The 14,458-nt window shown below is 67.1% G+C and carries 10 protein-coding genes; 3 read left to right on the top strand and 7 right to left on the bottom strand.

Annotated features, from left to right (window positions below; genetic code table 11):
* Positions 1–46 precede the first annotated feature (46 nt).
* The 4 genes from RT97_RS23360 to RT97_RS23375 all read right to left on the bottom strand — a co-directional run bounded on the left by RT97_RS23360 (position 47) and on the right by RT97_RS23375 (position 6,084).
* Complete coding sequence (locus RT97_RS23360; RefSeq protein WP_042581220.1) at positions 47–727, bottom strand: hypothetical protein; 681 nt, start codon at positions 725–727, stop codon at positions 47–49.
* A complete protein-coding gene (locus tag RT97_RS23365) occupies positions 724–2,160 on the bottom strand; it encodes a cytochrome-c peroxidase (protein ID WP_253278301.1) in 1,437 nt (478 codons plus the stop codon). Before RT97_RS23365 ends, RT97_RS23360 begins: the two co-directional genes overlap by 4 nt.
* Before the next feature lie 103 nt (positions 2,161–2,263).
* Positions 2,264–4,738 (bottom strand): phosphoesterase, encoded by a 2,475-nt coding sequence (locus RT97_RS23370; protein ID WP_080898407.1) that lies wholly within the window; start codon positions 4,736–4,738, stop codon positions 2,264–2,266.
* Between the two features lie 521 nt (positions 4,739–5,259).
* Entirely contained in the window at positions 5,260–6,084 is an 825-nt protein-coding gene (locus tag RT97_RS23375) for an IclR family transcriptional regulator (protein ID WP_042581222.1), read from the bottom strand.
* Positions 6,085–6,310: 226 nt separating this feature from the next.
* Between RT97_RS23375 and RT97_RS23380 the strand changes: the two genes are divergently transcribed.
* The 3 genes from RT97_RS23380 to RT97_RS23395 all read left to right on the top strand — a co-directional run bounded on the left by RT97_RS23380 (position 6,311) and on the right by RT97_RS23395 (position 12,248).
* A complete protein-coding gene (locus RT97_RS23380) occupies positions 6,311–7,309 on the top strand; it encodes a tripartite tricarboxylate transporter substrate binding protein (RefSeq protein ID WP_042581223.1) in 999 nt (332 codons plus the stop codon).
* A gap of 48 nt (positions 7,310–7,357) precedes the next feature.
* Positions 7,358–10,105, top strand: a complete 2,748-nt coding sequence (locus RT97_RS32165; protein ID WP_155403870.1) for a DUF6351 family protein — start codon at positions 7,358–7,360, stop codon at positions 10,103–10,105.
* 199 nt (positions 10,106–10,304) lie between these two features.
* Entirely contained in the window at positions 10,305–12,248 is a 1,944-nt protein-coding gene (locus RT97_RS23395) for a PAS domain-containing hybrid sensor histidine kinase/response regulator (RefSeq protein ID WP_042581225.1), read from the top strand.
* Between the two features lie 3 nt (positions 12,249–12,251).
* Here RT97_RS23395 and RT97_RS23400 read toward each other — a convergent pair whose 3' ends face one another.
* The 3 genes from RT97_RS23400 to RT97_RS23410 form a co-directional block, all read right to left on the bottom strand.
* Entirely contained in the window at positions 12,252–13,217 is a 966-nt protein-coding gene (locus RT97_RS23400) for a YihY/virulence factor BrkB family protein (RefSeq protein WP_042581226.1), read from the bottom strand.
* Positions 13,218–13,247: 30 nt separating this feature from the next.
* Positions 13,248–13,619: a response regulator gene (locus RT97_RS23405; protein ID WP_042581227.1), complete on the bottom strand. Its 372-nt coding sequence runs from the start codon at positions 13,617–13,619 to the stop codon at positions 13,248–13,250.
* A gap of 174 nt (positions 13,620–13,793) precedes the next feature.
* Positions 13,794–14,444: a L,D-transpeptidase gene (locus RT97_RS23410; protein ID WP_253278302.1), complete on the bottom strand. Its 651-nt coding sequence runs from the start codon at positions 14,442–14,444 to the stop codon at positions 13,794–13,796.
* Positions 14,445–14,458: the final 14 nt, after the last annotated feature.

Genomic DNA, 14,458 nt, shown 5'->3' on the forward strand with positions numbered 1-14,458 from the left:
GGCAATGAAAGGCGCGATGCCGCGCCCGGTCGGCGGAAGGTCTCGGCTAGTGCGCATCCAGTTCGTCCGCGACCCAGCCGCTCCTTGTCAGGTGCACGCCCAGGCGCACCTGCATCGTTCCTTCGCGCTGCATGGCCCGCGCCAGCAGCGGAAAGGCCTGCTGCACCTCGGGCGCCGCGGCCCAGGGTTCGGGCGAGATGCGGTAGGTGAAGAGCAGCGAGGTCGCGGTGCGGCCATCGCGCGTTTGCGGCGGGTCCCAGCCGACCAGGCGGTCCAGGCTGAGCGTGGCCGCGCAGAAGTCGGCCGGATGGGTGACGTTCTCTGTCGTGGTGCGGATCACGATGGGCACCTTCAGGTAGAACTTGCGCCCCGCGTCGGTCAGCGCGTATTCGCGGGCCGGCACGGTGGATGCCGGCGGCTGGGCACCGGCGGTGCTGCCGGGCGCGAGGGCGACATCCTTGCCGCTCACCAGCCCCAGCTTCTCGAGCACCGGCATCTGCTGCGCATCCGGGTTGCGCGACCCGGCCATCACCGTGATCGGCCACTCGTACTTGGCCAGGCACACATGGCCGCGCTGCGCGAGGTAGTCGTTCGTGGTCGCGGTGAAGTTCTCCTGGGTCGGAAGGCGCGCCTGTTCGTTGTCGCAGCCGTTGAGCGTGGCCAGCATCGCCAGCAGGAACACGGCGCCGCCGACGCCCCGAAGCACGGTGTTTGCAAGGCTCTTCATTTCACGCACCTGCCGCTGGCCGCCGGCGCGGTCGAGGGCTGGTAGCCGTCGCTCAGCGTGCCCAGGAAGCAGACCAGGTCGGCGATCTGCTGCGGCGTCATGACCGGCGGGGAGCCGGGTGCGCGCGGCCGCGTGCCGCTGGCGAGCGTCTTCTCGCCGCCCTCGCCGGTGCCCAGCGGCACTTCCTCGTCGATGCTGCCTTGCTGCGCGCGCGGCAGGTCGTTGTACTTGTCGACCGTGGCGCCCGGCACGGCGGTGGGCTGTAGCGCCCAGGGCGGGTTGGCCTTCGTCGTACCGGTGCCGTCGCCGGTGCCATCGCCGCGAGCCGGGTACCAGTACTCCGGGTTCGTGTCCCGCGTGTTGTAGAAATTGACGACCTGCTCCAGCGAATGGAGCACGCCGTTGTGGAAGAACGCGCCCCGCGTCGCCGCGTTGCGCAGCACCGGCACCTTGAACATGCCGCAGTAGGGGTTGGCCGTCTCCGGCGTCGCGGGCATGTGGTCGGTGCGGAAGGGACCGCACAGGCCCATGTCGAAGTACTTCGGATCGTCGTTGGCCGGAATCGGGTCCGGGTTGTTCGGAATCGACCGGTCGTTGCGCGGCGCGCCCAGGGCCTGGTAGGTGAAGTCCGTCATCAGGCCGGTGTTGCCGTTGAAGTTGGCGCCGGTGTAGTGGCAGCCCGAGCAGTTGGTCACGCCGGTGCTGTGGAACAGCACCTCGCCGCGCCGCTCGGCCGGCGTCAGCACGCCGCCGATCTTGTTGAACACATAGAGGTCGTACTTGCTGCTGTACGGGTGAAAGCTCAGGTCTTCGGTCTCCAGCGCCTGGATCGCGGTGCCCAGTGCGTCGAAGGCCGCATCGGTGTTGTCGAAGATGTTGGCACCGAAGGCCTGCTTGAAGAGACCCGCATAGGCGCCGTCCCGCACCGCCTTCACGACCGCTTCCTTCGAGGTGTTGTTCATCTCGACGGGGTTGAGCAGCGGCAGCGCGACCTGCGCCGCCATCGTCGCACCGCGCCCGTCCCACATGAAGCCGCCGCCGGGCGAATTGGAGGTCACGCCGTCGGGGTTGGGCGCATCGTCGCTGAAGGCGGGCGTCGACTCCCTGTAGCGCAGCGAGGGCACGGCACGCGCGCCGGTCTGCGTGATGTCGGAGCCCAGCTGCACCGAAATGCTGTTCGGCGGCCCGTAGGCGTATTGCGGATCGTGGCAGCTCGCGCACGACATGTTCCTCGCGCCCGAGAGGTTCCTGTCGAAGAAGGCCAGCTGCCCGACCTGCGCCTGGGTGCTCAAGGCCGGTGTGCGCGGGCCCAGGGTGCTTGCTCCCGTTGCCGCGCCCTTGCCGCCGCAAGCCGTCAGGACCAGGAGCGCTACCGAGAACATGCCCGCGATGGCGAGCGGGACCATCCTGTCCGACACCAGTTTCAGATTCATCATTGCTTGCTGTGCGGAACACTCCGGGCCGCAAAGGCATGGGGGACAAGGCCCGCAGGACTTGCCCCCCGACGACCTTCGCGGCCGGTCTTCCTTGCTGCGCTTACTTCGTCGCCCAGACGTTGCTTTGGGTCGCGTCAGGACCCGTTTGCGGGGTGATCTGGCCTTCGAGCTGGCCGGTGGCGGAGTCGACCTGGCCGTCGATGTCCGGCGCGTACAGCTTCTGCGTGTAGTTGGCCGGGATCACGTAGGCATGGTTGATCGGCCGCACCGAGTCGAAGTGCGTGTCCGCGCTGCCTGCATATTCGGGCAGCGCCGCGATGTTGGCCGTGATGAACGCTTCGGTGTACTTGGCGCGGTTCAGGTACGTCGCATCGACGGCCGGGTCGGCGATCTGGAACATGTCCTGCAGCGTGCGAACGAACGAGAAGTGGCTGTAGGCGTCGCTGTCCGCAACCTTCTTCTTCGCGGTGCCCAGGTCCTGCTGGTTGGTCATGATGCCGAAGATCGAATTGCCGTGGCCGAAGTTGCCGCCGGCGTAGTTCGGCGGCGGGGTGGTGGCCGTCGCCTTGCCGCTTGCGTCCACGTTCACCGGTGCGGCGCCGGAATTCGTGCCGCCCGCGTTCCAGCCGCAGCACGAGCCGTTGCTGCCGCCCTCGCCTTCGTCGAACATCACCACGATCGCCACGCGCTTGTGCGGGTTCTTCCACAGCGCCGAGTTCTGGATCGCCTTGACCGTCATGCCCAGGTAGATGTCGGCACGCTTGATGTTGGGGCCCTGGCCGTCGTTGCCGCCCTGGCAGCTGGTGTCGCTGCCCACGCCGTGCATGTCGTCGCACTGGTCGGGAACGATGAAGTTGATGTTGCCCACGTCGCCCGCGGCAAGGTCCTTGCTGAACTGGTCGTAGACCCAGCCGCTCGGCACCTTGTAGGCCGCGGTCTTGAGCCAGTCCGCTTCCTGGTATTGCGTGCCGAAGATGGTGCGGTTGGTGGCTGCGAACTCGGGCAGGTTGCGCGCTTCCTGGAAGGCGATCGACGGGCCGTGCTTGACCTTGTACAGGCCGTTGACCACCGCGAAGTTGGGTGTGCCCACCAGCGCCGGAATGGCGGAGCCATCGAGGTTGGTCACGCCCTTCAGGCGGCTCGTGTCGTACGTGGCGACCACGGCGGTGTCGGCGATGCTGTCGGCGCGCACGTCCTGGCCGGGGTTCATGGATTCGCTGTAGGTGCGGATCGTGCGGCCCGTTCTGGACATCAGCGTGAAGAGGTTGGCGCCCGGAACGTTGTGTACCGTGCCGCCGGTCGGGACGTCGCCGCAGCTCGTGCTGGCCGCGCTGTAGCCGGCGCGGTGTGCGCTGTCCGCCGGCGGGAGCTTGTCCTGTGCGGGCAAGGGCTGGCCGTCGGAGGCGGTGCCGCCGGCAAAAGCGACGTCGGTGACCGCGTAGGGGCCGACGGCGCCGCAACCGAACCAGTTGTCGTCGCGGATGCCGAAGTCGTCGCCGCCGCCCAGCGCGGTGTAGTTCGGCTCGGACGGGTTGCCGGTCGAGTAGTAGGTGCTCAGCTGGCCGTAGTTGTTCAGGATGTGATTGATGTTCACGGCCCGCGAGTTGCCCAGGATCACGTCGGTGGACTTGTTTTCTTCGATGATCACGAAGATGTTGTCGTAGGCCGGCACGCCCTCCACGTTGAAGGCCGCCTGCTGCGCCTGCGCGAAGGTGATGGGCGCCTGCTTCTGCGCCGGCACGGTGGGCGTGGCCTTGGTGCCGTCGGAGTTGGTGAGCGTCACGCCCGAGAGGCCGACCAGGCGCGGGTCGCCACCGAGGACGGCCAGGTTGTCGGGAAACATGTCCTTGCGGTCGAGCTTGGCGGTCGCGTAGGTGTAGCGGTTGGTCAGCTCGTTGTCCTGGTAGAGCGCCGCGTACTGGGTGGCGCCGCTCAGGCCGTTCACGTCCGCCAGCGGATCGGTGAACGTGGCATCGCCCAGATTGAAGGCGGGGCCGTTCATGCGTGCGACGAGGTTGGCCTTTTCGGTCGCGTAGTCGGTGCCGTTGGCTTCCACCAGGCGCTGCGCTTCGCTCGACAGCGGGCTGATGACGATCTTGCCCGTGCCCTGGTCGGCGATCTGCGCGGCCGAAGCGCGCAGGATCAGGTGGCCGGCCACGGCCGCGCCGGTGGCGCTGTTGGTCGAGGCGGTGCCGATGTCGGCCACCAGCTGTCCGGTGGCGGTGGTCGTCAGCGTGAACTTGCCGCTGGCGTCGGTGACCGCCGAAGCTTCGCCGCTGTCGAGCACGCCGTTGCCGTTGGCATCGACGAAGACCGTGGCCTTCTGGTAGTAGCCGGGCTTGAGGGTCGGGTTGCCGGTGGTGCTGCCCGGAACGAAACCGCTGGCCGCCACCACGCCGCTCAAGGTGGTGCTGTTGCCGCCCGTGTTGCCGCCGGTGTTGGTGGTCGTGTTGCCGGGCGGCGTGATGATCGGGAAGAAGCCGCTGTTTCCGTCGCTGCCTCCTCCGCAAGCGGCGAGCACGCAGGCTGCGACTGTCGTCAATGACGAGAGCAAAACTCGTTTCTGGAAAATCATCATGTTGATCCGGGGCAGTTAGTTATGGATGGTTTTGACTGGCCTGCGCGGGAATGCCGGGCCTCGTGCGTTTGAATACGAAACGCCACTTCGAGGAGAAATGTAGAAATAGCGGGTGACATCTTTGTGTCAAAAGAGCGCCGATTGATTTGCTAATTCCCAGCTAATAAATGGCTAAATTCCCAGCCAAATCAAATTTCCAAAACCAGATTAACTGACCGCAAGCTGACTTCGTCGCCGGAACGAAATTCAGCGCATGGATCGCAAAGATCTACAGAGGGAATTCGGCTCGTTTCCCGGACCGCCGCTCTTGCGCGGCGTCGCAAATGAGTTGCCAATTGCAAGAAGCGCACGGTCGATGAAGAGCGACCGAAACGCCGATACGGTCAGGAATGCGAACGCGCCAGCAAAACAGCGTGGGTTGAATTGCGCAATGCGCCCCGCAATGCGTGGCCATGGAAGCCACGCGCGAATAACGCGCCACTCCTCGGCGCGATCGAGGCAGAACCGGTGCAGCCCCGTCAGTCCTTCCAGTCCGCCGCATGAATGGCCGAGACGATCGTGCGCGCAGCCTCGACCAGCAACGGCCCCACCTCCTCGCGCAACGCATGGCTGTGCAACCAGCTCGAGGCGCCGCCGACCGAGAGACCGAGCAAGGTCCGCCCGTCGCCGACCACCACCGGCACGGCCGCGGCCGAGATCGACGGGTCCCATTCGCCTTCGGTCGTGACGAAGCCGCACGTGTCGAACTGCTGCTGCACCTGCGCGAGCCGCTCCTTCACCGCGGGCCAGCCGTCGCCCTCTGCCTGCGCGATGCGTTGCATGAGCATGTCGCGCTCGCCTGGCGACATGCCGCACAGCACCGCGCGGCCCATGGACGTGCGCGCGATCGGCAGGCGCGCGCCCACGTCCAGGCCGAGGATCAGCCGCGCGGTGCTGCGGCTGTGCGCGACGTAGATCATCTCCAGCCCATGCCTCGCACCCAGCGACACGGCCGCCTGGCACTTGTCGGCCAGCGCCTGCATGGTGGGGCGGGCGATGCGGGCGATGTCAAAGTTGCCGAGCATCGAGAAGCCCAGGCCGAGCACGGCCGGGCTCAGGGCGTATTCGCCGACATCCTCGCGATGCTTCAGGTAGCCCAGGGCGGTCAGGGTGAAGGTCAGGCGCGACACCGTGGCGGGCGGCAACGCGATGCGCCGCACGATCTCGCGATGGCTCAGCCAGCGGTCCTGCGGCTTGAACACGCGCAGCAGTTCGATGCCGCGCGCCAGTGCGGCGATGAAGCGCGGGTCCCGGGTCGCGTCGTCGGCGTCGGCCGAGGCCGCGGCGTTTCGTTTTCTGCCCAATGCAATCTCCTTATTCCGATATGCGGAATATATCGGGACACGGGAGCCGAGTCGATGGCATTGCGCCTCAGGGTTCTACCGATTCGGAGAATCCCTTACCGAGGTTTACAGCGGCAAGGTCCGCTTCTAGACTTTGTCGGGATTGGAAATCATATTCCGCAGAACGGAATACGAGGAATCAGTCCTTGCGTCGAATCGACAACCGCTTCCAAGGACAACCTCTTCCATGACCCTCGGCCCCCTTCCCTCCACGCCCGCGGCTGCTTCGCGCCGCACGGTGCTCATCGCCGCGGCCGGCGCCGCCACGCTCGCCGCCCTGCCGGCGCGCGCGCAAAGCTTTCCGAGCCGGCCGATCACGCTGATCTGCCCCTGGCCCGCCGGCGGCTCGACCGACCGGCACATGCGCGCGCTCGCCGAGCTGGCGAGCAAGAACCTCGGGCAGCCGGTGATCGTGGAGAACAAGCCCGGCGGCGGCGGCACCACCGGCCCCGGCACGATGGCGCTCACCGCCAAGCCCGACGGCTACACGATCTCCCAGTACCCGATGGGCATGCTGCGCGTGCCGCACATGCAGAAGGTGCAATGGGACCCGCTGAAGGACTTCACCTTCCTGCTGGGCGTCTCGGGCTACACCTTCGGCCTCACGGTGCGCGCCGATTCGCCCTTCAAGAGCTTCAAGGAATACATCGAGGCCGCCCGCAAGGACCCCGGCAAGATCGACTACGGCTCCACCGGCGTGGGCACCTCGCCGCACCTGCTGATGGAGGAGCTGGCGGCGAACGCCAAGGTCACGCTGAACCACATCCCCTTCAAGGGCAACGCGGACCTGCAGCAGGCGCTGCTGGGCGGCCACGTCATGGCGCAGAGCGATGCGAGCGGCTGGGACAAGTACGTCGACGGCGGCCAGATGCGCCTCCTGGTCACCTTCGGCGAGAAGCGCACCAAGCGCTGGCCCGCCGTGCCGACCGCGCAGGAGCTGGGCTACGGCGTGGTGTCGACCTCCCCCTACGGACTGGCCGCCCCCAAGGGCATGGACCCGGCCGTCGCCAAGACCCTGCACGACGCCTTCCGCAAGGCGATGGAAGACCCCAAGCACATCGAGCTGCTCGACCAGCTGAACCAGGACGCCTGGTACCGCAGCGGCGACGACTACGCGAAATGGGCGCGCGATACCTATGCCAAGGACAAGCAGCTGATCGAAAGGCTCGGCCTGGCTGCGAAGTGATGCGATGAGATGAGATCTTTTTTGAACAACAACACCGGAGACAAGAAGATGAGAAAGACAGGCACAAGGAACAAGCAGCAACCGCTGCGTGCATCGGGGCTGCTGCTCGGCACGCTCGCATTGGCCCTGGCCGGCTGCGGCGGAAGCGGCGGTGGTGGCGGCGGCTGGGCCGGGTGGCCCGGCGGCAATGGCGGGGGCGGCGGTGGTGGCCCCGGCGGCGGCAACCCTGGCGACAAACCCGCCGTGACGGTGCAAAGCCTCTCCTCCCCCGAGAAGATGACCAGCGGCGACGACACGCTCATCCAGCTGACCGCGGCCGACGGCGGCGCCGTTGCCGGCGTGAAGGTGGTGCTCAACGACAAGGACGTGACCGACCAGTTCAAGAAGGCGCCCGGCGGCAATGCATCGCTCGGCCTGCTGACCGGCCTTGCGCAAGGCGAGAACACGATCGAGGTGCGCGACGCCGCCGACGCGTCCAAGGTGCGCGGGAGCCTGAAGCTCACCGCCTACCCGATCCAGGGCCCGATCCTGTATGCGCCGCAGGAAGGCAGCTTCCACTGCCAGACCGACACCTTCAACGTCTATCCGGGCGGCCCCACGCTGACGGCCGGCCCGAACACCGATGCGAACTGCGCCGCGCCCACCCGCATCGACTGGGTCTACCACGACGCCACCAAGGCAGGCACCGCGGTCTGGCAGAAGTACGACCCGGCCAACCCGCCGGCCATGATCGAGCAGACGACGCTGCTCGACGGCAGGAAGGTGCCCTACATCGTGCGGCTGGAAACCGGCGTCATCAACCGCGGCATCTACCAGATCGCCGTGCTGGGCGATCCGGCCAACAACCCGAACCCCACCGCGACGAATCCGCCGGGCGGCTTCAACGGCCGGCTGGTCTATCCCTTCGGCCAGAGCTGCGGCGGCGGCTGGTACGTGCAGGGCCGCTCGCTCGGGCCGGTAGGCGGCTCCACGAATTCGGCGAACGGCGCATCGGGCGACTTCAATGCGCTCAACGACCTGCCGCTCTCCAAGGGCTTCGCGGTCGCGAACTCCACGCTCAACTACTTCGGGCAGAACTGCAACCACATCATCTCGGCCGAAACCATGATGATGGTCAAGGAGCGCTTCATCAAGGCCAACGGCCCGGTGCTCTACACGATGGGCTGGGGCAGCTCCGGCTCGGCGATGCAGCAGAGCATGATCGCCGACACCTACCCGGGCCTGCTCGACGGCATCGTGATGCTCAACGGCTTCCCGGACAACGCGGGCCCGCAGAGCATGGAGGGGCGCCTCTTCTACAACTACCAGTTGAACCACACGAAGAACGGCACCACGCAGAACGGCACCTACACGCCGGTGCCCAACAGCCCCTACGACCCGACCTACGACAACGCCACCGCGGCCAAGCGCGCGGCCGATGCGACGCTGCCGACCTGGACCAACGCGGAGATCGCCGCCGCCTCGGGCTACTCGACCTACCACAGCATGCGCCAGCAGGCGAGCTTCTGGGCGGCACGGACCGACTCGGTGCTGCGCCCCGCCAACCAGGGCGACCGCGACAACGTGATGGCCGGCAGCGGCAACAGCTCCGTCTTCAACGCGATCATCGGTGCGAGCGAGAAGTACAGCCCCGCCAACGTGGTCGTGAGCGCACCGATGGGCGTGCTGCCGGCACCGCCCGTGAGCCTGCTGGCCGCCAACCCCACGGGCCTTCGCCCCAACGTCGCGGACCACAACCGCAACGTGCTCGGCATCGATCCGGCCACCGGGTTCGCGCGCTCGTTCTCGGGCAATGCCGGCGTGCAGTTCGGCCTGAACGCGCTGAACACCGGGCAGATCACGATGGCGCAGTTCATTCACCTGAACGAGAAGATCGGCGGCCAGGACCCCGACGGCAACCTGGGCACCGCGCGCATGCAGCCCGACCCCATCGCGCTGAAGGCAGCCTACCAGACCGGCATGATCGCGTACGGCGGCGCGGGCCTGGCGACCACCGCGATCCTCGACCTGGACGGCCTGAACAACGAGTTCACCGGCGCGGGCGACATGCACCTGAAGTTCTTCCACTACATCCTGCGTGCACGCATCGCGGCGGCGACCGGCAAGTTCGACAACCACATCATGTGGAACGGCATGGCCAACGTCGCTGCGTTCAACCCCGATCCGAACGCCAACCACGCGACGCCCGTGCAGGCACCGCGGCCGGCCAAGACCGGGCGCACGATCGGCGCGATGCAGAAGGCCTTCTTCGCGATGGACGAGTGGCTCACCGCACTGGCCAACGACAAGTCGGCCGAGCCGCTGGCGGCCAAGGTCGTGAAGACCAAGCCGGCGACGCTGGTCGATGGCTGCTTCGGCGCGACGACGCCCGGCGCGGCGGACGACTTCATTGCCGAGCCGCAGGTCTTCGGCGGCTTCAACTCGGTGTTCCTCAACGGCAACGGCGGCAAGTCGCCGGCCGGCACCGTGGGCACCGGCTCGGCCCCGTCGCGCTGCAACGCGATGTACCCCGCATCGTCGTTCCCGCGCTTCGAGGCCGGCGAGCCGCTGCCGGCGCGCACGATGCAGTGCCAGTTCCGCCCGGTCGATGCCGCCGACTACGCCGGCTACGCCGCGCGCAATCCGGGATGGACCGGCGGCGCGCGCGATGCCGACCTGGCCAGGCTGCGCACGGTGTTCGCGAGCGGGGTGTGCGACTACACCAAGCCCGGGCTGGAAGAGCAGCCGCTGGCGGGCACGTGGATCCAGATCACCGGCGTGAACCAGATGACGATCGGCCATCCGTTGAGCCGATAGGTCTTGCCTCGCGGGCCTGCCGCCCGCGAAGCAGAAGGCTCGTGGACCGGGGTCATGCCCGTCCCCGGTCTCCAGCGACAGGTTTGCCCCATCGGGGCACGCGGCCTTGTCCGACACTTTCAAAAGGCAAAAAGCCATAACGTCTCGGTCGACAGCGGCTGCGTGCCGCGCTGGCTTTCCAAAACGAGATCCGAGAAAAATGGCCGATGGCAGCAAACCAGTCGCGAACGAAGAAACGGTCCACGATCTCAGCACGCCTCTGAACCTCGGATTGATCGTCGATGCCGACTACCGGCTGATGATCGACTCCATCACCGACTACGCGATCTTCTTTCTCGACCCCAACGGCATCGTGCTCAGCTGGAATGCGGGCGCCAGGCAACTGCAGGGCTACGAATCCCACGAAGTGGTCGGGCGCCACTTCTCCATCTTCTACCCCCCCGAACTGCTGGAGAAGAACTGGCCGCAGCACGAACTGGACATCGCGGCCGCCACCGGTCAGTTCCAGGAAGAAGGCTGGCGCCTGCGCAAGGACGGCACCCGCTTCTGGTCGAGCCTGGTGATCACGCGCCTCACGAGTCCCGACGGCACGCTGCGCGGTTTCTCCAAGATCACCCGCGACCTGTCGGAGCGCCAGAAACACGACGACATGCTGCGCGCCAGCGAGGAGCGCTTCCGCCTCATCGTCGATGGCGTGAAGGACTATGCGATCTTCATGCTCGACCCGAGCGGCTACATCGTCAGCTGGAACAAGGGCGCCAAGGCCAACAAGGGCTACGACGCGCACGAGATCATCGGCAAGCACTTCTCGGTGTTCTATCCGCCCGAGGTGGCCGCCACGGGATTTCCCGACACCGAGCTGCGGGTCGCGCGCGAGGTCGGCCGCTTCGAGGACGAAGGCTGGCGCGTGCGCAAGGACGGCAGCCGGTTCTGGGCCAGCGTGATCATCACGGCCCTCTTCGACGAAACGGGCCGCCACCGCGGGTTTGCCAAGGTCACGCGCGACCTTACCGAGCGCAGGCGCGTCTCCACGCTGGAAGACGAAGGCCGCCGCATCACGACCTTCCTGGCGATGCTCGGCCACGAGCTGCGCAACCCGCTCACGCCCATTTCCAATGCGGTGGCGATCATGGAGCGCCTGGGCGAAGGCGTGGACGGCAAGACGCTCGCGCGCATGAACAACATCATCTCGCGCCAGCTCAAGCAGATCACGCGGCTGGTGGACGACCTGCTGGATGTCGGGCGCATCACGAGCGGAAAGATCCACCTCGAATCCAAGCCGGTGAAGCTGGCCGAGGTGATCGACGAGGCGCTGGAAATGGTCAAGCCGTCCGCCGATGCCAAGCACCACGCGCTGGTCTTCCAGAGCACGGCCCCCGATGCGTGGATCGCCGGCGACCGCGCCCGCATGATCCAGGTGGTCTGCAACCTGCTGAACAACGCCGTCAAGTTCACGCCGAACGGCGGACGCATCGAGGTGCAGTTGCGGGCGGCGGGCGGCAACGCGGAGATCAGCGTCAACGACAACGGCCCGGGCATCGCGCCCGCGTCGCTGCCGCGCGTCTTCATGCTGTTCGCGCAGGGCGAGCAGGAGATTTCGCGGCCGCAAGGAGGCCTGGGCCTCGGCCTCACGCTGGTGGAGCAACTGGTGACGCTGCACGGCGGCGACGTCAGCGCCTTCAGCAAGGGCGTGCCGGGCGAAGGCACGGAATTCATCATCCGCCTCCCCCGCGTCGCCGCACCGCTGGAGAAGCGGCGGGACGAAAGCGGCGAGGCCCGCAAGGTGGTGCTCGTGGTGGACGACAACCGCGACGCGGCCGAGACCATGTGCCTGCTCGTGGAGAGCCTGGGCTACGCGACCCGCACCGCCTTCGACGGCCCCTCGGCGCTCGATGCCATCAAGGTCGAGCAGCCCGACATCGTGCTGCTGGACATCGGCCTGCCGGGGTTCAGCGGCGTGGAAGTGGCCCGGCGCGCGCACCGTGAGGTCGCCCATCCGCCGACGCTGGTGGCCGTTACCGGGTTCGGCCAGGCGTCGGACCGGGAGACGAGTCTCGCGGCCGGCTTCTACGCCCACATGACCAAGCCGATCGACGCGCATCAGCTCGAGGGACTGCTCGAGCGCCTGCTCGGCAAGCCCTGAGCTTCAGGCCCTGGCGGCCGGGCGCGCGGTCTGCTGTTCCTGCTGCTTCACGGCGGGGCTTTCGGTGCCCGCCTTGGCCTGCTCGGCCGCGACCTCGGTGGCCGCCTGGGCCTTGGCCGCCGCCACCGATCCGTGGGCGCTGGCATACACCTTCGTGAACTCCGCGCCCAGCAGGAAGATCTGCGCGGCGTAGTACACCCAGGCCAGGAGCACGACCAGCGACCCGGCCGCGGCGAACGATTCGTTGACGCCGCTCTTGCCCAGGTAGAGCCCGATCAGCACCTTGCCCACCTCGAAGAGCACCGCCGTCACCGCGGCGCCGATCCACACGTCGGGCCAGGCGATCGGCGCGCTCGGCATGAACTTGAAGATCATCGCGAACAGCAGCGTGAGAATGGCCAGCGAGACGATTGCATTGAGGCCCTGAAGCAGAAGCTCGAAGCCCGGAAACAAACCCGTGCTCCAGCTGCCGACAGCCGCGAGCCCGGCGCTCACGACGAGCGACACCATCAGCAGGAAGGCCAGCCCGAGGATCAGGCCGAACGACAGCAGCCGCGCGCGCAGGATGCCCCACACACCGCTCGGCTTCTCGCGCTCGGGCACATGCCAGATGCGGTCGAGCGCACTCTGCAGTTCGGCAAACACCGTGGTCGCGCCGACGACCAGAACCACCACGCTGATGCCGCCCGCGATGAGCCCGCGCGAGGGCTCGCTCGCGGCCTTGACCAGGCCCTGCACCGCCAGCGCGCCGTCGCGTCCGATGAGGCCCGACAACTGCGCGGCGATCTGGCCCTGCACCGCCTCGGCGCCGAAGAGCGCACCCGCCACGGCGATCACGATCACAAGCAGCGGAGCGAGCGAGAACGCGGTGTAGTAAGAAATTGCCGCGCCCATGCTCGGCGCGAAGTCGTCGACCCATGCCACGACCGCATCCTTGCAGAGCTGGAAAAGGTGCTTGAGCCTGCTCATGGCGTCATGAAGACAGCGTTGCCGACGACATCACTTCCCGGCAGCGCAGAAGGCCAGGAACTCGTTGATTTCCACAGTCTTGTCGAAGACCGCATCCGCGCCGAGCCGGATGCACTCCGCGCGGTTGTCCTCGGAGGCCGCATTCGTCAACGCCACCACCACACCGCCCTTGCGGCCCATCGCGGACAACGCCATCAGCACACCCAGCCCATTGCCTTGCGCGAGAAACAGGTCCACCACGAGAAGCTGCCATCGGCCCTGGTTCGCTGTCAGCCACGTGATGGCCTCGGCCTCGGTGGGTGCAGAGCCCACGACCTTCGCCTCCAGGTAGCCCTCGAGAACGACCTTCAGGCTGTCCTGCACGTTCGGCTCGTCTTCCACGATGAAAATGGCGAGGGACATGCGGTTGGGCTCCTGGGTTCAAGGTGGGTGAGCAGATTCAGGACGAGGAAACGGTTGCTGAAAGGTGATCCGTCCGGCCGTCGGCAGATGTAGGCAGAAACCGCGACAGCGTGGTGGTGCGACGGAAGCCCATGCGCACATGCGGCCTGTCTGCATCGGGCTCGACGACGGGTGCTATGGCTGACCCAGGAAGCTGAAGCGAACCTGCATCGGCTCGGTCTCGGGAAGCACGTACACCACCCCGTTGCGCTGCCCGAGCAGAGGCTGGATGTGGGTGTCGTAGAAGCTGGCCGGCACGTTGATGCAGCCATAGGAGATGCGGTTGTCCGCCACACCCGGCGAAGCGAGCCGCTCCAGCCGGCGCTCGGACTTGTTGTTCGCGCGAACGCGGTGCATGGAGACAGCGGCGTCGTAGTCGACCCACACGATGTCCTCGCCCTGCAGGTTGCGCCCCGGCTCGCTTGCGAAGCGTCCCGCGGGTGTCGTGCGCTCATCGGGCCTGATATCGGACATCTTCCGCTCGCCGATGCCCGGCACCGAATCGTCGCCATGTGCAAGGCCGAGCAACACCGGCGAATCGCCCTGCAGGCGGCCTTGTGCATCGAAGATGAAAACGCGCGCCCTCTTCTTGTCGACCACCGCGAAAGCCTCGCCCTTGTTGTCGGCAGCCGCAACGGCCGCTTTCGCGAGCCGCAGTGCGTCGGGCTGAGCGGCCGCTCCCGTCGTCCACGCAACGGCAAGGACGCAGGGAGCGAGCGTGCGGAGCCAACGGCCCGCAGCGCTCGCGCCTGTCGCCGGCCTACGCATCGGTGAGTCGAGGCTCATGTCGGCGTGCCGGG

The sequence above is a fragment of the Variovorax paradoxus genome (genome assembly GCF_000834655.1).
In the GTDB taxonomy this organism is placed as follows: Bacteria; Pseudomonadota; Gammaproteobacteria; order Burkholderiales; family Burkholderiaceae_C; genus Variovorax; species Variovorax paradoxus_F.

What these genes read in the sequence shown, in the direction of transcription:
- RT97_RS23405 (WP_042581227.1), bottom strand. Translation starts at nt 13,619, where the DNA reads ATGTCCCTCGCCATTTTCATCGTGGAAGACGAGCCGAACGTGCAGGAC.
- RT97_RS23410 (WP_253278302.1), bottom strand. Translation starts at nt 14,444, where the DNA reads ATGAGCCTCGACTCACCGATGCGTAGGCCGGCGACAGGCGCGAGCGCT.
- RT97_RS23395 (WP_042581225.1), top strand. Translation starts at nt 10,305, where the DNA reads ATGGCCGATGGCAGCAAACCAGTCGCGAACGAAGAAACGGTCCACGAT.
- RT97_RS23400 (WP_042581226.1), bottom strand. Translation starts at nt 13,217, where the DNA reads ATGAGCAGGCTCAAGCACCTTTTCCAGCTCTGCAAGGATGCGGTCGTG.
- RT97_RS32165 (WP_155403870.1), top strand. Translation starts at nt 7,358, where the DNA reads ATGAGAAAGACAGGCACAAGGAACAAGCAGCAACCGCTGCGTGCATCG.
- RT97_RS23360 (WP_042581220.1), bottom strand. Translation starts at nt 727, where the DNA reads ATGAAGAGCCTTGCAAACACCGTGCTTCGGGGCGTCGGCGGCGCCGTG.
- RT97_RS23370 (WP_080898407.1), bottom strand. Translation starts at nt 4,738, where the DNA reads ATGATTTTCCAGAAACGAGTTTTGCTCTCGTCATTGACGACAGTCGCA.
- RT97_RS23365 (WP_253278301.1), bottom strand. Translation starts at nt 2,160, where the DNA reads ATGAATCTGAAACTGGTGTCGGACAGGATGGTCCCGCTCGCCATCGCG.
- RT97_RS23380 (WP_042581223.1), top strand. Translation starts at nt 6,311, where the DNA reads ATGACCCTCGGCCCCCTTCCCTCCACGCCCGCGGCTGCTTCGCGCCGC.